Source organism: Altererythrobacter chaiwopuensis (genome assembly GCF_054957755.1).
In genome coordinates this window covers 939739-957928 of sequence record NZ_JBTXJG010000001.1, presented here as the reverse complement: position 1 = coordinate 957928, position 18190 = coordinate 939739, and the positions used below count along the sequence as shown (strand labels likewise).

23 protein-coding genes are annotated in these 18190 nt (G+C 61.6%); 12 read left to right on the top strand and 11 right to left on the bottom strand.

Features of this window, described 5'->3' with window-relative positions:
* Positions 1 to 96 precede the first annotated feature (96 nt).
* On the top strand, positions 97 to 864 hold the full coding sequence (locus ACX2DJ_RS04710) for a HesA/MoeB/ThiF family protein (RefSeq protein WP_462571272.1): 768 nt from the start codon (positions 97 to 99) through the stop codon (positions 862 to 864).
* Here ACX2DJ_RS04710 and ACX2DJ_RS04705 read toward each other — a convergent pair.
* Positions 861 to 1556, bottom strand: a complete 696-nt coding sequence (locus tag ACX2DJ_RS04705) for an NAD-dependent deacylase (protein ID WP_462571271.1) — start codon at positions 1554 to 1556, stop codon at positions 861 to 863. The two genes, ACX2DJ_RS04710 and ACX2DJ_RS04705, sit on opposite strands and share 4 nt — an antisense overlap.
* A 97-nt stretch (positions 1557 to 1653) precedes the next feature.
* On the opposite strand from ACX2DJ_RS04705, the gene dapB reads away from it, so the two are divergent.
* The 5 genes from dapB (at position 1654) to ACX2DJ_RS04680 (ending at position 4717) form a co-directional block, all read left to right on the top strand.
* Positions 1654 to 2382, top strand: coding sequence for a 4-hydroxy-tetrahydrodipicolinate reductase (dapB, locus tag ACX2DJ_RS04700; RefSeq protein ID WP_462571270.1), 729 nt, complete (start codon positions 1654 to 1656; stop codon positions 2380 to 2382).
* A 40-nt stretch (positions 2383 to 2422) separates the two neighbouring features.
* Complete coding sequence (locus ACX2DJ_RS04695; RefSeq protein ID WP_462571268.1) at positions 2423 to 3142, top strand: ZIP family metal transporter; 720 nt, start codon at positions 2423 to 2425, stop codon at positions 3140 to 3142.
* Between the two features lie 4 nt (positions 3143 to 3146).
* Complete coding sequence (gene nth / locus ACX2DJ_RS04690) at positions 3147 to 3818, top strand: endonuclease III (protein WP_462571267.1); 672 nt, start codon at positions 3147 to 3149, stop codon at positions 3816 to 3818.
* A 33-nt stretch (positions 3819 to 3851) separates the two neighbouring features.
* Positions 3852 to 4256, top strand: coding sequence for a hypothetical protein (locus ACX2DJ_RS04685; RefSeq protein ID WP_462571266.1), 405 nt, complete (start codon positions 3852 to 3854; stop codon positions 4254 to 4256).
* A 134-nt stretch (positions 4257 to 4390) separates the two neighbouring features.
* Positions 4391 to 4717, top strand: a complete 327-nt coding sequence (locus ACX2DJ_RS04680) for a hypothetical protein (RefSeq protein WP_462571265.1) — start codon at positions 4391 to 4393, stop codon at positions 4715 to 4717.
* A gap of 346 nt (positions 4718 to 5063) precedes the next feature.
* Here ACX2DJ_RS04680 and ACX2DJ_RS04675 read toward each other — a convergent pair whose 3' ends face one another.
* Together ACX2DJ_RS04675 and dapE are read right to left on the bottom strand one after the other, a co-directional pair.
* Positions 5064 to 6308 (bottom strand): dicarboxylate/amino acid:cation symporter, encoded by a 1245-nt coding sequence (locus ACX2DJ_RS04675; protein ID WP_462571264.1) that lies wholly within the window; start codon positions 6306 to 6308, stop codon positions 5064 to 5066.
* Between the two features lie 131 nt (positions 6309 to 6439).
* On the bottom strand, positions 6440 to 7588 hold the full coding sequence (dapE, locus tag ACX2DJ_RS04670) for a succinyl-diaminopimelate desuccinylase (RefSeq protein WP_462571263.1): 1149 nt from the start codon (positions 7586 to 7588) through the stop codon (positions 6440 to 6442).
* Positions 7589 to 7617: 29 nt separating this feature from the next.
* Between dapE and ACX2DJ_RS04665 the strand changes: the two genes are divergently transcribed.
* Complete coding sequence (locus ACX2DJ_RS04665; protein WP_462571262.1) at positions 7618 to 8085, top strand: cupin domain-containing protein; 468 nt, start codon at positions 7618 to 7620, stop codon at positions 8083 to 8085.
* Here ACX2DJ_RS04665 and ACX2DJ_RS04660 read toward each other — a convergent pair.
* Positions 8082 to 8963 carry a S1/P1 nuclease gene (locus ACX2DJ_RS04660; protein WP_462571260.1) on the bottom strand — a complete coding sequence of 294 codons (882 nt, stop codon included), beginning with the start codon at positions 8961 to 8963 and terminating at the stop codon, positions 8082 to 8084. The two genes, ACX2DJ_RS04665 and ACX2DJ_RS04660, sit on opposite strands and share 4 nt — an antisense overlap.
* Positions 8963 to 9628 carry a glutathione S-transferase family protein gene (locus tag ACX2DJ_RS04655; protein ID WP_462571258.1) on the bottom strand — a complete coding sequence of 222 codons (666 nt, stop codon included), beginning with the start codon at positions 9626 to 9628 and terminating at the stop codon, positions 8963 to 8965. Before ACX2DJ_RS04655 ends, ACX2DJ_RS04660 begins: the two co-directional genes overlap by 1 nt.
* Positions 9629 to 9881: 253 nt before the next feature.
* Here ACX2DJ_RS04655 and ACX2DJ_RS04650 point away from each other — a divergent pair, with 253 nt between their 5' ends.
* Genes ACX2DJ_RS04650 through ACX2DJ_RS04640 form a run of 3 tightly spaced genes read left to right on the top strand, consistent with a single transcriptional unit; the run spans position 9882 to position 11907 of the window.
* Positions 9882 to 11090 carry an OmpP1/FadL family transporter gene (locus ACX2DJ_RS04650; RefSeq protein ID WP_462571257.1) on the top strand — a complete coding sequence of 403 codons (1209 nt, stop codon included), beginning with the start codon at positions 9882 to 9884 and terminating at the stop codon, positions 11088 to 11090.
* A 50-nt stretch (positions 11091 to 11140) separates the two neighbouring features.
* Positions 11141 to 11560 (top strand): VOC family protein, encoded by a 420-nt coding sequence (locus ACX2DJ_RS04645; RefSeq protein WP_462571256.1) that lies wholly within the window; start codon positions 11141 to 11143, stop codon positions 11558 to 11560.
* A 41-nt stretch (positions 11561 to 11601) separates the two neighbouring features.
* Complete coding sequence (locus ACX2DJ_RS04640; protein ID WP_462571255.1) at positions 11602 to 11907, top strand: GIY-YIG nuclease family protein; 306 nt, start codon at positions 11602 to 11604, stop codon at positions 11905 to 11907.
* Between the two features lie 151 nt (positions 11908 to 12058).
* Here the strand turns inward: ACX2DJ_RS04640 and yihA are convergent, their stop codons facing one another.
* Genes yihA through rpmH form a run of 5 tightly spaced genes read right to left on the bottom strand, consistent with a single transcriptional unit; the run spans position 12059 to position 15334 of the window.
* Positions 12059 to 12730, bottom strand: coding sequence for a ribosome biogenesis GTP-binding protein YihA/YsxC (gene yihA, locus ACX2DJ_RS04635; RefSeq protein ID WP_462571253.1), 672 nt, complete (start codon positions 12728 to 12730; stop codon positions 12059 to 12061).
* Positions 12731 to 12738: 8 nt separating this feature from the next.
* Positions 12739 to 14505, bottom strand: a complete 1767-nt coding sequence (yidC, locus tag ACX2DJ_RS04630; protein ID WP_462571252.1) for a membrane protein insertase YidC — start codon at positions 14503 to 14505, stop codon at positions 12739 to 12741.
* 60 nt (positions 14506 to 14565) lie between these two features.
* Complete coding sequence (yidD, locus tag ACX2DJ_RS04625; RefSeq protein WP_462571250.1) at positions 14566 to 14775, bottom strand: membrane protein insertion efficiency factor YidD; 210 nt, start codon at positions 14773 to 14775, stop codon at positions 14566 to 14568.
* Complete coding sequence (gene rnpA / locus ACX2DJ_RS04620) at positions 14772 to 15167, bottom strand: ribonuclease P protein component (RefSeq protein ID WP_462571249.1); 396 nt, start codon at positions 15165 to 15167, stop codon at positions 14772 to 14774. Before rnpA ends, yidD begins: the two co-directional genes overlap by 4 nt.
* 32 nt (positions 15168 to 15199) lie before the next feature.
* Complete coding sequence (rpmH, locus tag ACX2DJ_RS04615; RefSeq protein WP_119514694.1) at positions 15200 to 15334, bottom strand: 50S ribosomal protein L34; 135 nt, start codon at positions 15332 to 15334, stop codon at positions 15200 to 15202.
* 233 nt (positions 15335 to 15567) lie between these two features.
* On the opposite strand from rpmH, the gene ACX2DJ_RS04610 reads away from it, so the two are divergent.
* Positions 15568 to 17076 (top strand): YifB family Mg chelatase-like AAA ATPase, encoded by a 1509-nt coding sequence (locus tag ACX2DJ_RS04610; RefSeq protein WP_462571248.1) that lies wholly within the window; start codon positions 15568 to 15570, stop codon positions 17074 to 17076.
* A 103-nt stretch (positions 17077 to 17179) separates the two neighbouring features.
* On the top strand, positions 17180 to 17473 hold the full coding sequence (locus tag ACX2DJ_RS04605; protein WP_462571247.1) for a GIY-YIG nuclease family protein: 294 nt from the start codon (positions 17180 to 17182) through the stop codon (positions 17471 to 17473).
* A gap of 98 nt (positions 17474 to 17571) precedes the next feature.
* On the opposite strand, the gene ACX2DJ_RS04600 is transcribed toward ACX2DJ_RS04605, so the two are convergent.
* Positions 17572 to 18123: a winged helix-turn-helix transcriptional regulator gene (locus tag ACX2DJ_RS04600; protein ID WP_462571246.1), complete on the bottom strand. Its 552-nt coding sequence runs from the start codon at positions 18121 to 18123 to the stop codon at positions 17572 to 17574.
* Between the last annotated feature and the right edge of the window lie 67 nt (positions 18124 to 18190).

The window sequence follows — 18190 nt, the reverse complement described above, 5'->3', positions numbered from 1 at the left end:
TTCACACATAATTTCCACAAGCGATGAACACGGTGATCGACAGGGCTATGCACAGCCCTGTCGACAGGCTGTGCACAGGTTGTAAACAGCTGTTCCATGACATTATCCCCTGCCCGGCTTGACCGTTTTGCCCGCCACATCGTGCTGCCGGAAATCGGCGGCGCGGGGCAGGTTGCACTGAGCGAAAAGCATATTGCCGTAATTGGCCTGGGCGGGATCGGTTCGCCCGCGCTACAATATCTCGCCGCTGCGGGCATCGGGCGCCTTACGCTGGTCGATAACGACGTGGTCGACGCCAGCAATCTGCAGCGTCAGACAATTTTCACCCAACGTGACGTGGGGCATGGCAAGGCGACCTCTGCGCGGCGCTGGCTGGCCAATTTCGACGAGGCATTGCAGGTCGAAATCAGCGACGCCCGGATCACGGTGGAAAATGCTCCCGCCTTGATCAAGGATGCCGATCTTGTGTTCGACGGGACGGACAATTTCGCCACCCGCCTGGCGGTATCGGATGCCTGCGTAGCGTCAGGCGTGCCGCTGCTGTCAGCCGCAGTTGGCCGGTTCCAGGGGCAGGTGGGGGCCTTTGCCGGGCATTTGCCCGATCAGCCCTGCTATCGCTGCTTCGTGGGCGATGCTTTCGATGCCGAGGATTGCGACACCTGCGCCGAAGACGGAATGCTGGGCGCGATGGCGGGATGGGTGGGCACCTTCGCCGCCATGCAGGCGGTGCGCCTGCTGCTGAGCGGGGTAAGCGCCTTTGGCGATCCGCAATGGGGCAGGCTGCACCTGCTCGACGGGATGCAGCCGGGCATGCGCGCACTCACCATCGCCAAAGACCCGGCGTGCAAGGGATGCGCCCGCTAACCCCCTAGCATCTCATCCACCCACTGTGGCACCAGTTCCCCCGCCTTGCCCTGGCGCGATTCGTGGAACCAGTGCGAACCTTCGCTGCGCTCAAGATTCAGTTCAAGTGTGTGCACACCAAGGTCGCGCGCATCGCGCACGAGGCCCGCTGCCGGATAGACTGCGCCAGAGGTGCCGATGCTGACAAACAGATCCGCGTCGCGCAGCGCGCCATAGATCCGGTCCATCTGGTAAGGCATCTCGCCGAACCATACGACATCGGGACGCAGGGTGCGCGCCTGGCACACCGGGCAAGGGGGGCAGTCACTTAGCGGCGCGTCCCACGGCGAACGCATTTCGCATGAGGTGCACAGCGCGCTTTTCAGCTCGCCATGCATGTGCAGCACGCGGCTGGCGCCAGCACGCTCGTGCAAATCATCGACATTCTGCGTCACGATCAGCAACTCACCGCCCCATGCGGCATTGAGCCGCGCCAGTGCCTGGTGCGCCGCATTGGGTTGCTTGCTGCGCAATGCCTCGCGCCGCATGTCGTAAAAGCCCAGCACAAGGTCTGGATCGCGCGCGAAGCCTTCGGGCGTGGCGACGTCCTCTACCCGGTGCCGCTCCCACAGCCCGCCCGCGTCACGAAAAGTATCGATTCCGCTTTCCGCGCTGATCCCCGCGCCGGTGAGAATGACGATGTTCTGGGGCATTTCCTCGCTTCCGTTCACCTTGAGCCTGTCGAAAGGCTGTTCTTCTACTTGAAGAAAGTGCAGGGCTTCGACAAGTTCAGCCTGAACGGGGACAGATATGGCGCAATTCGGAATAATCGGACACAAAGGCCGGATGGGCCAGGCGCTGATGAAGGCGATTGCCGAAGCCGGTCATGAGGTTTCGGGCGGGGTCGATGCGGGCGAGCAGCCCGGCCCGCTGGCAACGCGCTGCCGTGTACTGGTGGATTTTTCCGCACCTGGTGCGCTCAAGGCCAATCTCGATGCGGCGCGCGTGGCGGGCGTGCCGCTTGTGATCGGCACAACCGGGCTTGCCGAAGAACACCACCGCATGATCGACGATGCCGCGCACGCTATACCAATATTGCAGACCGGTAATACATCGCTGGGCGTGACGCTGCTGGCGCATCTGGTGCGCGAGGCGGCCAGCAAGCTGGGCCCCGATTGGGACATCGAAATCGTCGAGATGCACCACCGGATGAAGGTGGATGCGCCGTCTGGCACCGCGCTGTTGCTTGGCGAAGCCGCCGCCGAAGGGCGCGGGATCGAACTTGGAGCGAACACCGAAAGCGGGCGTGACGGGAAGACCGGCGCGCGCAGACCGGGCGCGATCGGCTTTGCGAGCCTGCGCGGCGGCACCGTGGCGGGTGAGCACAGCGTCATCCTGGCGGGCAATGAAGAGCGGATCACGCTGTCGCACTCGGCCGAAAACCGCATGATCTTCGCGCGCGGCGCGGTCAGGGCTGCCGAATGGCTGATCGGCAAGGCGCCAGGGCGTTACACCATGCAGGACGTGTTGAGGCTTTGATCCGCGCATTCCGTCCATTCCGACGCATAGGATAGGTCGCATGGATCAATCACTCATTTGGGCGCTGATACTTGCAGGGCTTGCGGGGCTGAGCGCCTTCGCCGGTGCGGTGCTCGCGCATTTTGACGAATTGGCCGGCGGCGTTCTCACGACAAGATGGAAGAACGGCATCATCGCATTCGGCGGCGGCGCATTGATCGGGGCTGTCGGTTTGCTGCTGGTTCCGCACGGCACCGAATCGCAGCCGCTATGGCTGGCATGTCTGACCTTTCTTGGAGGGGGAGCCACAGCGCTGCTGGTTGACCGCGCGCTGCAACGCTCCGGAACGGCAGCAAGCCAGCTGGTCGCTCTCAACCTCGACTTCATTCCAGAGGCCATTGTAGTTGGCGCAGTGATCACCCAGAATTTCCCGATGGCGCTATTTCTAACCGTGGTGATGGCGGCGCAGAACATGCCAGAGGGCTTCAATGCCTATCGTGAAGTGCGCCGGAGCCACACCGGATTCATCCGCAAGCATATCCTGCAGTTGATGTCGCTGTGTGTCCTGGTTGGCCCGGCAGCGGCCTATCTGGGCTATCTCGCATTCTCGATCGACGATGCCGCGCTTGGCACGCTCATGACCTTCTTCGGCGGCGGCATCCTCTACCTCGTATTCGAAGATATCGCACCTGAAGCAAAAGAGCCGGGCGATTGGTTGCCGGCGATAGGCGCCGTGCTGGGCTTTATGGTAGCCATGCTGGGTTCGGGATTGACGGGCTAATGCCATGACCCGCGACCAGATTTTCGAATTTTTCCGGCGGCTGGCCGAGGATAACCCCGCGCCCGAGACCGAGCTTGAATATGGCAATTGCTATCAGCTGCTGGTCGCGGTGGTGCTATCCGCGCAGGCAACCGATGTGGGGGTGAACAAGGCAACGCGCGCGCTGTTCGCGCGTGTCAAGACGCCGCAAGCGATGCTCGATCTGGGCGAGGAAGGCCTTCGCGACCACATCAAGACCATCGGCCTGTTCAACTCCAAGGCGAAGAACGTGATCGCACTGTCGAGGTTGCTGGTCGAGCGCCACGGCGGCGAGGTGCCCGGCACCCGCGAGGCGCTGACCGCGCTGCCCGGCGTGGGCCGCAAGACCGCCAATGTCGTGCTCAATTGCTGGTTCGGCGAGGAAACTTTCGCGGTCGACACCCACATCCTGCGCGTCGGCAACCGCACCGGCCTCGCCAAGGGCAAGACGCCCGAAGCGGTCGAGGCCAAGCTGGAAAAGCGCGTGCCCGCCCCCTTCCGGCTGGGCGCGCATCACTGGCTGATCCTGCATGGCCGCTATGTCTGCAAGGCGCGCACGCCCGAGTGCTGGCGCTGCAAGGTGGCGGATTTGTGCAGTTTTCGCGAAAAAGTGTTAGAAAGACCCGACAGGGGAACCAACAAAGCCAAACGCGCCTGAATCTTTGGCGCGCTTGGGAAAGGAGTGCCTTAGATGCTTCGATCAATCTTGACTGCAAGCCTGCCATTGCTGGCGCTTGGCTGCGCCCCGATTGAAACCGACGAAGAATTCGTCAGCGACGGGCCGCCAGTGCGGGTAGTTGGCGAGGCACAAAGCTGCATTCCGCTAAGCCAGATCCGCAATTCGCGAGTGCACGACGATCGCACGATCGACTTCGAGATGAACGGCAACAGGGTTTATCGCAACACCCTGCCGAACACCTGCCCGCGGCTGGGATTTGAAGAAGCCTTCACTTACGAGACATCGCTGACCCAGTTATGCAGCACCGATATCATCTATGTGCTCGAGAATTTCGGCGGCGACCTGCGCCGCGGGGCGGGCTGCGGGCTGGGGAAATTTATCCCAGTCGAATATGTCGATCAGGATGATGGCAGCTAGGATCAAGGCCCGCAGGAACCTGTCACCAGCGTCAGGGCTCTAAACATCATCCGCGCTGATCATCTCGGCCCGGACGTTGCTCTTCCGCCTGGCGCACCACACGGGCGCTATTTGTGCAAGGCGCAAACGCCCGAATGCTGGCGGTGCTGCATGGCGGATTTGTGCAGTTACGGGAAGAAGGTGCTCGAGAAGCCAAAGGGGCGGTAAGGATTTCGCTAGTCTATTCGCGGCCCTTCTTTCAGCACATCATAGGCGTCAACACTGATGTGTACCGTAGCAGTTCCACTCTCATCGTAGTCAATGTGGATTGGTTCTATCTCTCCAACCGTAAATTCAATGAGGGAACCGGAGAAAAGGCCCTTTTTGTAGCCCTCGGTCGTAATCATCACCCTACTGCCGACCGGCGGAACAAAATCCGACTCAACGCTGAAGAGGGTGCTTCCACTCAGATGATAGTTTAACCTCACGGGCTGATTCTCCATCAAAACCACCGATCGACAAGACGCAACGCATCAGTCGATGTAAAGCCTTCGACGTCATGGCGCGAAAGATGGGGAGTTTTCTGTCAGTTTTTACAGCCGTTCTTATCGCAAGTTATTCTCTCGTGCGAATTCACCCAGTGGTCGGGATGCTCTGTCGTGTCAAAGCCACAACCAGTGATACCACCCTTCACCCCACTATGAACTTCGTTAGTCGGTGTATGCTTCACGGCCATTGTAGTTTCCCATAAAATGATTCTTCATTATTTGAGAAACATAAAGAGAACATGTCAATTCGTCAACATGCTGTCTCGACCACTTTCCTCATTTAAACATCATCCGCGCTGATCATCTCGGCCCGGTCGATTTCGCCCAGCATGCTCGCCACGGTCGTCGCCACGGCCGCGTCACCGCTGACATTGGTCGTAGTGCGCATCATGTCCATGATGCGGTCCACCCCTGCAACGAAAGCGATGGTTTCCAGCGGCACGCCCACCGCGCCGAACACCAGCGCCATCATGATGAGCCCCGCGCCAGGAATGCCCGCAGCGCCCACTGCCCCCAACGTCGCCAGGATCGAGATCAGGAAATACTGGCCCCATGTCAGATCGACCCCGAAAATGCTCGCCCCGAACAGTGTGGCGAGGCCCAGATACATCGCCGTGCCATTCATGTTGATCGTCGCCCCAAGCGAGATCACAAACGCCGCAATCGAATTGGGAATGCCGAGGTTCCGCTCGGCGCAGCGAAGGGTCACCGGCAGCGTCGCATTTGAAGACGCAGTCGAATAACTGACCGCAATCGCATCGACTATGCCCCGGAAGAAATCGACCACCGGCAGTTTCGCCAGAAATTTGATCATCGAACTGTACATCAAAAGGATGATCAACAGGCAGCCGGTATAGTTGAGCACCACCAGCCAGCTCAGCGCCTTGAGCGCTTCGACCCCCAGCGTACCTGCCACCCATGCCATCAGCGCGAATACGCCGAACGGGGTCAGCTCCATCACGATCATCGTCACCTTCTGCATGATGACCGAGCCGCTATCGAAGATCTTCTGAACCGGTTCGCCCTCTTCCCTGGCCATCAGGATGCCGATCCCAATCAGCAGAGAGAAGACGATCAGCGGCAGCACCGCGACGTCGGCCATCACCTGGACCGGGCTTTCCGGCACGATCGAGAGAATCATGTCGACTGCAGTGGTCGGGTTGGGTTCGGGCGTGGGCACATTGGGTGTGCCGAGTTCTTCCTTGCTCGGGAACAGGCCGAGATTGACCGCAGCGGTGCCAAGCCCAAGGCCAAGCCACACGGCGATCTGGCCGGTCACGACGAATAACAGCATTGCCCGTCCGCCCACGGCGCCCAGTTTCCTGAGATCTCCGATCGCCGCCACTCCGGCCACCAGGCTGAAGAATATCAGCGGGACAACCAGCATCTTGATCGACTTGATGAAGAAATCGCCGATCCACTTGATGCTTTCCGCTTCGGGCCCCCAGACCAGACCGAGCGCAACGCCCAGCACCAGCGCGGCGATCACGCGCTGCCACAGTGGAATTCTGAACCATGTCTTCACGTCAGCGTCCCCTCACACTCTATCGTCATTGCGAGCGTAGCGAAGCAATCCAGGGGCGTCACGCAGAACAGCTGTGGATTGCCGCGTCGCCCCGAAACAAGTTCGGGCCTCCTCGCAATGACAAGATAAATTCATGCAGCGAGCGCAGCCTTGGCCACGCGCGCATAAATGCGGCTCAACGTATCGAGATCGGCCACCACAACCGCTTCATCGCGCTTATGCATCGTCGCGTTGCATAGGCCGAATTCGATCACCGGACACACCGCGCGCAGGAAGCGCGCATCGGACGTGCCGCCGCTTGTCGATGCCTCGGGATCGAGCCCAGTTTCCGCTTTCACTGCATCGGCAATGATCTGCGAGAACCTGCCGGGCGGTGTAAGGAAGGGTTCACCCGAAATCACCGGGCGCGCGCTGCCGCCGTGCCTCTCGGCAATTTCGATCACCTGCCGTGCAAGCGAGGCGCCCGAATGGCGATCGTTGAAACGAATCGAAATACGCGCCTTGGCTTTGGCGGGAATCACATTGTGTGCACGGTTGGCAATGTCGATCTCGGTGATCTCGAGGTTCGAAGGCTGGAACCATTCGGTGCCGTCATCAAGGTGGAGATTGTTGAGTTCACTCAGCATCGCCACCATGCGCGGCAGCGGATTGTCCGCCAGATGCGGATAGGCGACATGGCCCTGCGTCCCCTCGACCTCCAGCCAGACATTGACCGACCCGCGCCGCCCGATCTTCATCATGTCGCCCAGCCGGTGAACGCTGGTAGGCTCGCCCACCAGGCACAGATCTGGCTGGTGGCAGTGCTCGCGCATGTAATCGATCAGCGCGCGCGTGCCATGCAAGGCCGGCCCCTCCTCATCGCCGGTGATGATAAAGCTGATCGTGCCAGCATCAACGGGCACATGTGATGCCGCGTCGACCATCGCCGCGATCGCGCCTTTCATGTCCACCGCGCCGCGCCCGTAGAGCAGCTCGCCTCCCGGACTTGGCCGCACCTCTGGCTCAAACGGCGCGCTGGCCCAGCCCTCGCCCGGAGGAACGACATCAAGATGGCCCGCGAATGCGAAGTGCCGTGAGCCCTCCGGTCCCTTGCGAATGGCAAACAGGTTCTCTACCGGTGCCTCATCACTGCCTTCTTCGCCCTCGCCGCGCGTGAAGCGGTGGACCGCAAAGCCTAGCGGCGCAAGCATGCCTTCAAGCACATCGAACACCTCGCCGGTGGCAGGCGTAACACTGGGGGCGGCGATCAAACGCTTGGCGAGCTCAGCAGCGAAGTTCATTATGCCGCGATTAGCAGGAGTTTTCGCGAATGCCCAAGCTTGATATTGATGCCATCCCGCAAACCAATGTGACCGGCTATCCGTCACCTTATGATGAGCCGGTGCAAGGCCGATGGTATCGCCGCCTCGCACCTGTCGCCGGGCTTACCCTGCTCGGCGCCAGCCATGTCGTGCTCAAACCGGGCGGTTGGTCGTCGCAGCGCCATTGGCATCGCGGTGAGGACGAACTGGTGATCATACTGACGGGCGAGGCGGTGCTGGTCGAGGACGACGGCGAAACCACGGTGCGCGCGGGCGACATTCTGGCTTGGGCTGCGGGCGAAGCCAATGGCCATCATCTCCAGAACCGTTCAACGGAAGACTGCATATTCGTCGCCATCAGCGGCGGTGACCCCGATGCCGATTCGGGCGAATATCCCGATATCGACATGGTGTTCGACCCGGATGGCTATGCCCGCAAGGACGGGACGCGATACGAAACCAACCGCATTCCCTAGCGGCGTTCCCGTTCAGGCACCGGCAGCGGCCCCGGTGCAAACGCCTCGTCCAGCATCTGCGCCATGCGCAGCCCGGCCTGCGTCACGCGGCGCTGGCTTACGGGGATGGCGGCGACAATATCTTCCTGTGTCAGCGCGGTTTGTGATGGCAGTTCGCCGGTGCAGTCCTCGCAATCAAAGGCGTTGGGATAGACAAAGGTCCGGGCAATCTCCCAGCTTTCGCGGCCCCATTCCGCCGCATCGCCGCCAGCCAGTTCGGCCCGTTCGGCTGCGGTATAGCGGCGCACCAGCGACGGCTGCGCCGAGGAAATGGCGCGTTCGGCCAGCGGCCCGTCCCAGATCCAGTGCAGGTTCAGGCCGGGCACGATACCGTAATCGGTCACGCGGTCATTGCCGCCGCGATCGTTGTGATCGCCCGAATGGAGCGGCATATGCACATCGCCAACGAAGTGGACCATGAAGGCCAGCGCCTCCAGCCGGATATTGGCGGGCAGGCTTTCGTCGGCAAGGATACGCTGGTTGCGCTCGATCTGCGCCAGGATGCAATTGCCCCCGCTGCAATTGCTGCGCGGGCTGTAAGGCTCGCCAATCGGCGCGGTGCGATAGTGCCAGGCGAAGGTATAGCCCCAGCGCCAGCCGTCGCGGCGCAGGCAATCGGGCCACACGGTCGCATCGGGCAGGCTGCGCAGGCGGCAATCGGGCGTGCCGATCAGCGCCTCGGCCCGGAAAAGCCGCTCCATCGCTGAGCGCGTTTCGGGGCGAATATTGGCGAGCGCGATCTCGCCCGTCACCTGGTGGGCGTAAAAGCCCCAGGCCTGCGCCGGGGCGGGCAACAGGATTGCCAGAGCGGCGATCAGGCCCGCCAGATGCCGCAACATCAGGCCGGTTCCTTCTCGAATTGTTCGATCACCCACTCTTCATCCTCCGAGGCGGTGATCCATTCCTGCATCCAGTCATGCTCCCAGATCGCTTCCATATAAGCCTGGGCGAAGCCCGGCACGGCGATGCCATAAGTGACAAAGCGCGACACAACCGGCGCATAGAAAATGTCTGCCGCGCCGAAAGTGCCGAACAGGAAGGGGCCACTGTTGCCGAAGCGCGCGCGCGCCTCCGCCCACAGGCTCAGCACACGCACGATGCCCTGCTTTGCCTCATCCGAGACTGATGGCAGCTGGACCCGGCGGCGCACATTCATCGGCAGCTCGCGCCGCAATGGCAGGAAACCGCTGTGCATTTCAGCCACCATGGCGCGGGCCATTCCGCGGGCGCCCTCTTCCTTGGGCCAGAAGCGTTCGCGCCCGACCTTGTCGGCCAGATATTCCATGATCGCCAGGCTGTCCCAGACCACGGTTTCGCCATCCCACAGGATCGGAACCTTGCCTGATGAGGGCTGGACTTCGCCCATCGCCTGCTTGCGATCCCCCCATTCGTCGCCATCGATATTCACGATCAGCTCTTCGAAATGAAGCCCTGACTGTTTGGCCGCGAGCCAGCCGCGCATCGACCAGCTCGAATAGTTCTTGTTGCCGATGATCAGCTTCATGCGCGCGCTCCACCTTGCTTGCCCATCACCTAGAAGTTCAGGAAAGCGAAGTCGAGCATGAACGGGTTTTTCGGCGTCAATCCTGCTGCCGTGGGTTAGTTTTTCTACGCAACCGGAAACGGAATGTGCCTGTTTATCATGGGGGTGCGGACTAATTGGGCTGTCTGAACAAGTCATAACAACCGGAACCGTCATGTCCCTCCCTGCAATCCGCCGTCTATCCTCCCTCGCCATACTGCCGCTGGCAGCAACCATGCTGGCGCCTGCCGCGCATGCGACGGACGGCTATTTCCTGAGCGGTGTGGGCGCCAAGTCAAAGGGCGCGGGCGGCGTTGCCATCGCACTGCCGCAGGATGCGCTTTCGATCGCTGCCAACCCGGCTTCGGCGACAGAGCTGGGCCACCGCATCGACGGCGGGATCGATATCTTCATTCCGCGTCGCGGGGCCAGCATCAATGGCAACGCTGCGGGGCTTGACGGAGATTACAACGGCAATGGCGCGAATCCGTTCGTGATGCCCGAATTCGGCTATGTCCGGCCGGTGTCGGACAATGTCTCGATCGGCCTTGCCATCTACGCCCATGGCGGGATGAACACGACCTATCGCGAGAGCCCGTTTGCGGCCTTTGGTGAAACCGGCCAGACCGGCGTTGACCTGAAACAGGTCTTCATCACCCCCACTGTCGCGGCACGGATCGCCCCAGGCCATTCGCTGGGCATTTCGGTGATCGGGGTTGTACAGGGCTTTCGCGCACGCGGGATAGCGCCCTTCTCTGGCGCATCGGCGGACCCGGCCAATTTTACCAATCGCGGCACCAGTGTGGCCTTCGGCTCGGGCGTGCAAGTGGGCTATCTTGGCCGCATTACCGACGAAATAAGCTTGGGTGCGTTTTACAAATCAAAGGTGTGGACAGGAAAGTTCGGGCGTTATTCCGGGCTGTTCGCTCAAGAGGGCGGCTTCGACGTGCCCGCATCATGGGGCGGCGGGATAGCCGTGAAGGCCAGCGACCGGCTGACGCTGGCGGCAGACTTCAAGCGTATTGAATATTCCGATGTCCAATCGGTGGGCAATCCGCTGGCCCCGCTGTTCCAGGGCATCCCCTTCGGTGTGGACGATGCACCCGGCTTTGGCTGGCGCGATATCTCGGTGGGCAAATTCGGCGCGGTCTACACGGCGAATGAGAGGCTTACCCTGCGCGCTGGCTATAGCATTGGCGGCAATCCGGTGCCGCAATCGGAAACCCTGCTCAACATCCTCGCCCCCGGCGTGGTAAAGGAGCACTTCACCGCAGGTGCATCGCTCAAGACCGGTTCCAAGCTGGAATTCAGCGCCTATGCCATGCACGCCCCGCGCAACACGGTGCGCGGCGAGGGCTCGATCCCAATGAACTTCGGCGGCGGCGAAGCCGACATACGGCTCAGCGAAACCTCTTTCGGGATTGCGGCAGGTGTCAGCTTCTGAGCGCATGCGGGCTCTTTCCCAACCCTTGCCGGCTGGTGTAAGCAAGGGGCATGAGCCTGCGCCCCTTCCACCTCGCCTTCCCCGTCGATGACCTTGCCGCCGCGCGCGCCTTCTATGGCGGCGTGATGGGCTGCGCCGAAGGCCGTTCGTCAGACGAGTGGATCGACTTCGACTTCTACGGCCACCAGATCGTGACCCATCTTGCGCCTGGTGGTGCCGGGGACCGTGCCAGCAACCATGTCGATGGGCACGGTGTGCCGGTGCCGCATTTCGGCATCGTGCTCAATATGGACGATTGGCAGGAGCTGGCTGACCGGCTGACTGCGGCGGGCACCCAATTCGTGATCGAGCCGACCATCCGCTTCAAGGGGCAGCCGGGCGAGCAGGCAACGATGTTCTTTCGCGACCCCGCCGGCAATGCGATCGAGATGAAGGCGTTCGAAAACCTCGCCAACCTGTTCGCGACGTAAGGCATTACGTCATTGCGAGGAGCGAAGCGACAAAGCAATCCATGGTCCAGCGCGAGGTCTTTCAACCGGTCGTCTACATGATGGCGAACCACAAGCGCGGCACGATCTACATCGGCGTTACCTCGAACCTCGTCCAGCGAGCCTGGCAACATCGGGAAGGCGCGCTGGACGGTTTCACCAGGCGCTACGGCTGCAAGAGGCTGGTCTGGTTCGAGTTGTGTGGAACAATGGAACACGCGATCCTGCGCGAGAAGCAGCTGAAGGCCGGATCGAGAGCCAAGAAGATTGCCTTGATCGAGAATGACAATCCGGAATGGCAGGACTTGTACGAAGCCCTTCTCGGCTGAGATGGTCGCAACGCAGCTTCATGGATTGCTTCGCTTCGCTCGCAATGACGGTGTAACGACAGACTTGCGAAAGGCGCCAATTCCAGAGCCGACAAAGACCCGATTCCCGTCGTTCGAGCGTTAAATTGCATGGCCCTCAAGCGGTCGCCACTTACACCGAAAGCCCGCCAGGCCCCAGCGCGTCCTGCACCACCGCCGCCCTGAGCGCGGCGATGCCCATGCCTTTTTCCGCGCTTGTTACATGCAGCTCTGGAAAAGCGGCGGAGTGTTTGCGCGCCTCTTCGGCGGTTGCCGCCACCACCTTGTCGAGTTCGCTGGCCTTGACCTTGTCCGCCTTGGTCAGGACTATGCGATAGCTGGCTGCCGCCTCGTCGAGCATTTTCATCATCTCGCGGTCGACTTCCTTGGGCCCGTGCCGGCTATCCACCAGCACCAGCGTGCGATGGAGCGCCTGGCGCCCGCGCAGGTAATCGCGCACCAGCCGCTTCCACTTCTCGACCACCTTGGGCGGGGCCTTGGCAAAGCCATAGCCGGGCATATCGACCAGCCGGAACAGCGTGGGCTCGCCCACCTCGAAAAAGTTGAGTTCCTGCGTGCGGCCCGGCGTCACCGAAGCGCGCGCAATCGCCTTGCGCCCGGTCAGCGCGTTCAGCAGCGAGCTCTTGCCGACATTCGAGCGCCCGCAAAAGGCGATCTCCGGAACGGTGGGGTCGGGCAGGAACTTGAGCTGCGGCGCGGACAGCAGGAAGTCCACCCGGCCGGAGAACAGCCTGGATGCGGCCAATTCGCGGGCGTTCTGTTCGCGCTCTTCCTCGGGTGTCACGGCCAGCCTCAGCCCTTGCGCTTATCGTCGCGCGCAACAACCGCCGATTGGTCAGCCTTTTCCTTCTCAGCCGCCGCCTTCAACTGCGGATGCTTCGAATAGAGATAGGTCTGCTGCGCGAGCGTGAGCAGGTTCGAGGTTACCCAGTAGAGCAGCAGGCCCGCTGCAAACGGCGCCATCACGAACATCAATATCCAGGGCATGAACTGGAATATCTGCTGCTGTACCGGGTCCATTGCGGTGGGGTTCAGCCTGAAGGTCAGCCACATGGTCACACCCAGCAACACCGCCAATATGCCGATGCCAAGGAAGCCCGGCGGATCGAACGGCAGCAGCCCGAACAGGTTGAGGATCTTGGCCGGATCGGGCGCGGAAAGATCGTTGATCCAGAGCACGAAGGGCTTGTGGCGCATGTCGATCGACAGCATCAGCGCCTTGTATAACGCGAAGAAGATCGGGATCTGCAATAACAGCGGCAAGCACCCGGCGAGCGGGTTGACCCCCTCGTCCTTGTAGAGCTTCATGACCTCCTGCTGCTGCTTCTGCTTGTCGTCCTTGTAGCGTTCCTGGATCGCCTTCATCTTCGGCTGGACTGCTTTCATCGCTGCCATGCTGGCAAACTGCTTTTGTGCAATCGGGAACATCAACCCGCGAATGATGACGGTGAGCAGGATGATCGCAACGCCGAAATTGCCGACAAATTCATAAAGCGTGCGCAGCAGCCACATCATTGGCTTCACGAACCATTCGAACCAACCCCAATCGATTGCCTTGCCCAAATTCTCGACGCCGCCGTCGCGATACTGGTTGAGCAGCGCGCTTTCCTTGGCACCGGCGAAAAGCTGCGTCTCGCGTGTTGCACTGCCGCCTGCGGCAACCGTCTCCGGCGCATAGATCAGGTCGGCGCGATAGAGCTTGTCACCCAACGCGCGAAAGCCGGGGGTCGCCTGTGCGCCCTGCTGCGGGATCAGCGCGGAAAGCCAATAGGTGTCGCTGAAGCCCAGCCAGTCAGGCGCGCCGCCTTCGGGCGTATAGGCACCGGCTTCATCCAGGTCTTCATAATCCGGGCCGTATTCGACCGTGTCGCCAAACGCACCCATGGGGCCGGCATGCGAAATGAACTGGCTGACACTGGCATTTTTCGAAGTGCGGGTGATCAGGCCAAAGGGTTGCACTACCACCGGGCCTGCAGCCTGGTTGCGCACCGTCTGGCGCGCCGTGAGCATGTAATTGTCATCGACCGAAAGCTCGATGGTGAATATCTGACCTTCGCCATTGTCATGGCTCAGCGTTACCGGAGCTTGCCGGGTCAACTGCGTGCGGTCAGCCTGCCACACCGTGTCCGCAGTTGGCAGGGCAACCCCCTGCCCGATCCAGCCGAACTGCGCGAAATATTGGCCTTCGGTGCCTGCCGGGGCCAGCAGCTGGACCGGGCGGCTGTCCTTGTCCACGCTTTCGCGGTGATCCTTCAGTTCGATATCGTCGATCCGCGCGCCAACCAGATTGATCGATCCTTCGATCCTGGGGGCGTCGATGCGCACCCGCTCGGGTGCGGCAAGCGCGCTTTCAAGATCGACAGGCCCAGTGCTTGCGCCAGTCTGGGGATCGATATTGCCGCTGCTTGCCGGTGCCGCAGTAGCCGCCACCGATTCCGTCTGCTCAACCTGACCTGTGATCGAAGCCTGCGGATAGAAGAACCGTATCGCCATATCCCAGCCCAGGATAAGTAGGCCGGAAAGCGCCACGGCGAGCAGGAGATTGCGCTGATTGTCCAAGATCGTTCTCTTCGTTTTTCAGACTATCTGGGGTGGTGTCTTATAATAACAAGACACATGTCAAGGCACGGGATCGTGACCGTGCCCACCCCAAGGGTGGCAGCGCATTAGCCGCTTAATCGCCATCCATCCACCCTTGATCGCACCATATTTGCCCAGCGCCTCAACCGCGTACTGACTGCAGGACGGTGCATAGCGGCAGGTCGGCGGCAGAATCCGGCTTGGGCCCCATTGCCACAGGCGCGCGATGAAGATCAGAACATGCTTCATTTTCGCCCTCCCTGGCCCATTTCGCCGCGATTGCCCTTGCGCGGCCTGCGGGTCCTTGAGCCTCTGGGCGGATCGCCTTGCCCCGCTGCCGCACGGGCAAGCGCCCCAGCCAGTTCGCCTTGCAGCGCGGCAAAGTTACGCTCGATCGCGCCGTCGCGCGCAATCAGCACGTGATCGTGATCGGGCAGGCCGGCTTCGGGCAGGGCGGCGCGCAGCAATTCACGAAACCGGCGCTTGATCCGGTTGCGGACCACGGCATTGCCGACCTTCTTGGTTACGGTGATGCCGTATCGCTTGCCTCGGCCCTGGTTGGGGTGCGCCAAAAGCACGAAACCGGGGCGCGCCACGCGCAGGCCCCGGTTCGCAGCAATAAAGTCAGCGCGGCGACGCATCACCGCGATGTCATGTGTGTCAGGTGTTGCGCTTACGCACAAAGCGTCTTGCGGCCACGCTTGCGGCGTGCACGCAGGACCTTGCGACCACCCGGGGTCGCCTTGCGCGCGAAAAAGCCGTGACGGCGGGCACGCACGAGATTGCTGGGCTGAAAAGTCCGCTTCATATCGTCCTCGAAATCAATTTTACGTGTCCTGCGGGAAATCCGAAGTGACACCAACAAAAAGGGCCGCCTGCAAAAGGCGACCGCCATTGCTGCGGCCCGTTAAGCCAAGCTGGAACCCGAGTCAAGATATAGCGCGTGGCGGATAGCCGCGCTCGAACCTGGCCATGTCCCTCGACATATACAGTAAAAACAGTCACTAGTCATCAATTGCACTGGATTTCAAAGGGTCGCCAGTGGTCGCACTAGTCAAGACAGTCGCCTATTTGGGGCTGGAAGCCAGAAGTGTCGAAGTTCAATGCCAGGTCGCGCCGGGTCTGCCGCGCTTTGCAATTGTCGGATTGCCCGACAAGGCGGTGAGCGAGAGCCGCGAACGCGTGCAATCGGCGCTGGCGGCAATGGGCCTGGCACTTCCCCCCAAGCGCATCACCATCAACCTCTCTCCCGCCGATCTGCCCAAGGACGGCTCGCATTATGACCTGCCGGTTGCGCTGGCATTGCTGGCTGCGATGGGCGTGACCGACGCCGAACAGCTGGTTGACTGGATCGCGGTGGGCGAACTGGCGCTCGATGGCCGGATCGTGCCTTCACCGGGCGTATTGCTGGCCGCCCTGCACGCCAGCGAGAGCGAAACAGGGCTGATCTGCCCTGCCGCGCAGGGTTCCGAAGCGCGTTGGGCAAGCGGCGTACCCGTGCTGGCCGCGCCCAATCTGGTCAGCCTGCTCAATCACCTGAAGGGCACGCAGGCCCTGCCTGAGCCGCCGCGCGGCGAGGTAGAGCGGGCCGTGCCGGTCGCTGACCTCAAGCAAGTGAAAGGACAGGAGGCTGCCAAACGCGCGCTGGAGATCGCGGCAGCGGGCGGGCACAATCTGCTGATGATCGGCCCTCCGGGCGCAGGCAAGAGCTTGCTGGCGAGCTGCCTGCCGGGAATATTGCCCGAGCTCACGCCAGCCGAGGCGCTGGAAGTGTCGATGGTTGCCTCGGTTGCAGGCACGCTTGAGGGCGGGCGGATCAGCCGCGCCCGGCCGTTCCGCGCGCCGCACCATTCGGCCAGCATGGCAGCGCTCACGGGTGGAGGCCTGAAAGTGCGCCCCGGCGAAGTAAGCCTGGCGCATCTGGGCGTGCTGTTCCTGGACGAACTGCCCGAATTCCAGCGGCCGGTGCTCGATTCGCTGCGCCAGCCGCTCGAAACTGGCAGCGTCGATGTTGCGCGCGCCAATGCGCACGTCACCTTTCCGGCACGGGTGCAACTGGTGGCGGCGATGAACCCGTGCCGCTGCGGGCATCTGGGCGATCCGGCGCTGGCCTGCTCGCGCGCGCCGCGCTGTGCAGCAGATTACCAGAGCAGGGTTTCGGGCCCGATGCTCGACCGGATTGATCTGCATGTAGAGGTCGATCCTGTGAGTGCGGCAGATATGGCGCTGCCCCCGCCGGCCGAAGGTTCAGCGCAGGTCGCAGCACGGGTGGCGGCAGCGCGCCATATCCAGACTTCGCGCACCAAGGAAACAGGCGCGCGCAGCAATGCCGAGCTCAATGGCGATGCGCTGGAAAAATGGGCTTCTCCCGACGAGGCGGGCCAAAAGCTGCTGCTACAGGCCGCCGAAGCAATGCGGCTTTCGGCTCGCGGCTATACGCGGATGCTCAGGGTCGCGCGGACCATCGCCGATCTGGCGGGTTCGGAAGGCGTCGGACGGATACATATCGCCGAGGCGCTCAGTTACCGCAGGCAGGCACCGCGGGCGTGATGTCCGAGTTTGGGTGGGGAGCGGCCGTTCTCGCTTCCAGTGAAATCAACCTCCGCTCAGCCTGAGCTTGTCGAAGGCCATGCGATGTCGGTATCCACCAGGAATGCCTTTTTATGCCTACATCTTGCTGTGCAATGACGGTAGCTATTATTCCGGACACACTGACGATCTCGACTTTCGTATCGCCCAGCATCGGACAGGTATGCTTGGCGGTTACACAGCCAAACGACTTCCGGTGAAACTCGTTTGGTCAGTAAGCTTTCCAACGCGCGATGAGGCGTTCGCGGCCGAGCGCCAGATCAAGGGCTGGAGCAGGGCGAAGAAGGAAGCATTGATCGCCGGGGATTGGCAGTTGATCTCACAGCTTTCCCGATGCGGCAGAGTTGACAAGGATTGAGGCAAGCGTCCGCGAATGGCCTTCGACAAGCTCAGGCTGAGCGGGTGTGGGCGCCTGAACGAATGTCCGCAAGCGGGTCGTTAGCGGACGCTAATCGCTCAGCCTGCGGCGCGTCGTTTTAGCTCTTCAAGGTCGACGACATCGCCGCGATTGACGCTGCCGTGTGCCTTTGCCTGCGTGCCATCGGCGCGGATGCCGACATTCTCACGCTTGGCCAGCCACAGGTCTTTCGGACCCAATATGCGGCCATCGTGCGACAGGATCGACACCGGGCCGATCGGCAGGCGATCAACCTCGTCCACCAGCACCGGATCCTCAACCACTTCGGCACCGTATTTCTGGCCCCATTGGCGCAGCGCGATCATTGCAGGCAGCAGGTCGAAGCCCTTTTCGGTGAGCCGATATTCGATTTTCCGGCGATCATCGGCGCATGGTTCACGCTTGAGGATGCCGTGCTCAACCAGCTTGGCGAGCCGGTTCGAGAGGATATTGCGCGCAATTCCCAGCTCGCTGAGGAATTCCTCGAAATGGTGCACCCCGTTGAAGCTCGCCCGCAGGATCATGAATGACCAGCGTTCGCCCATCACCTCAAGCGCTTGCGGCAAACCGCATTCGATCAGATCGCGCAGTGGTTCTCTCAAATCGCCCATAAATCAGTCCTCTCTCTGCAACCTGCCTAGCGCGGGTTTTACCGCCTCGCAAAATTTTTTCAGTTTT

Coding starts and splice junctions, on each gene's coding strand:
- ACX2DJ_RS04705 (WP_462571271.1), bottom strand. CDS start 1,556: ATGCCCCAGAACATCGTCATTCTCACCGGCGCGGGGATCAGCGCGGAA.
- nth (WP_462571267.1), top strand. CDS start 3,147: ATGACCCGCGACCAGATTTTCGAATTTTTCCGGCGGCTGGCCGAGGAT.
- ACX2DJ_RS04660 (WP_462571260.1), bottom strand. CDS start 8,963: ATGTTGCGGCATCTGGCGGGCCTGATCGCCGCTCTGGCAATCCTGTTG.
- ACX2DJ_RS04605 (WP_462571247.1), top strand. CDS start 17,180: ATGCCTTTTTATGCCTACATCTTGCTGTGCAATGACGGTAGCTATTAT.
- dapB (WP_462571270.1), top strand. CDS start 1,654: ATGGCGCAATTCGGAATAATCGGACACAAAGGCCGGATGGGCCAGGCG.
- ACX2DJ_RS04710 (WP_462571272.1), top strand. CDS start 97: ATGACATTATCCCCTGCCCGGCTTGACCGTTTTGCCCGCCACATCGTG.
- ACX2DJ_RS04680 (WP_462571265.1), top strand. CDS start 4,391: ATGCTGGCGGTGCTGCATGGCGGATTTGTGCAGTTACGGGAAGAAGGT.
- ACX2DJ_RS04695 (WP_462571268.1), top strand. CDS start 2,423: ATGGATCAATCACTCATTTGGGCGCTGATACTTGCAGGGCTTGCGGGG.
- yidD (WP_462571250.1), bottom strand. CDS start 14,775: ATGAAGCATGTTCTGATCTTCATCGCGCGCCTGTGGCAATGGGGCCCA.
- ACX2DJ_RS04600 (WP_462571246.1), bottom strand. CDS start 18,123: ATGGGCGATTTGAGAGAACCACTGCGCGATCTGATCGAATGCGGTTTG.
- ACX2DJ_RS04645 (WP_462571256.1), top strand. CDS start 11,141: ATGAGCCTGCGCCCCTTCCACCTCGCCTTCCCCGTCGATGACCTTGCC.
- rnpA (WP_462571249.1), bottom strand. CDS start 15,167: ATGCGTCGCCGCGCTGACTTTATTGCTGCGAACCGGGGCCTGCGCGTG.
- ACX2DJ_RS04665 (WP_462571262.1), top strand. CDS start 7,618: ATGCCCAAGCTTGATATTGATGCCATCCCGCAAACCAATGTGACCGGC.
- dapE (WP_462571263.1), bottom strand. CDS start 7,588: ATGAACTTCGCTGCTGAGCTCGCCAAGCGTTTGATCGCCGCCCCCAGT.
- ACX2DJ_RS04650 (WP_462571257.1), top strand. CDS start 9,882: ATGCTGGCGCCTGCCGCGCATGCGACGGACGGCTATTTCCTGAGCGGT.
- rpmH (WP_119514694.1), bottom strand. CDS start 15,334: ATGAAGCGGACTTTTCAGCCCAGCAATCTCGTGCGTGCCCGCCGTCAC.
- ACX2DJ_RS04685 (WP_462571266.1), top strand. CDS start 3,852: ATGCTTCGATCAATCTTGACTGCAAGCCTGCCATTGCTGGCGCTTGGC.
- ACX2DJ_RS04640 (WP_462571255.1), top strand. CDS start 11,602: ATGGTCCAGCGCGAGGTCTTTCAACCGGTCGTCTACATGATGGCGAAC.
- ACX2DJ_RS04655 (WP_462571258.1), bottom strand. CDS start 9,628: ATGAAGCTGATCATCGGCAACAAGAACTATTCGAGCTGGTCGATGCGC.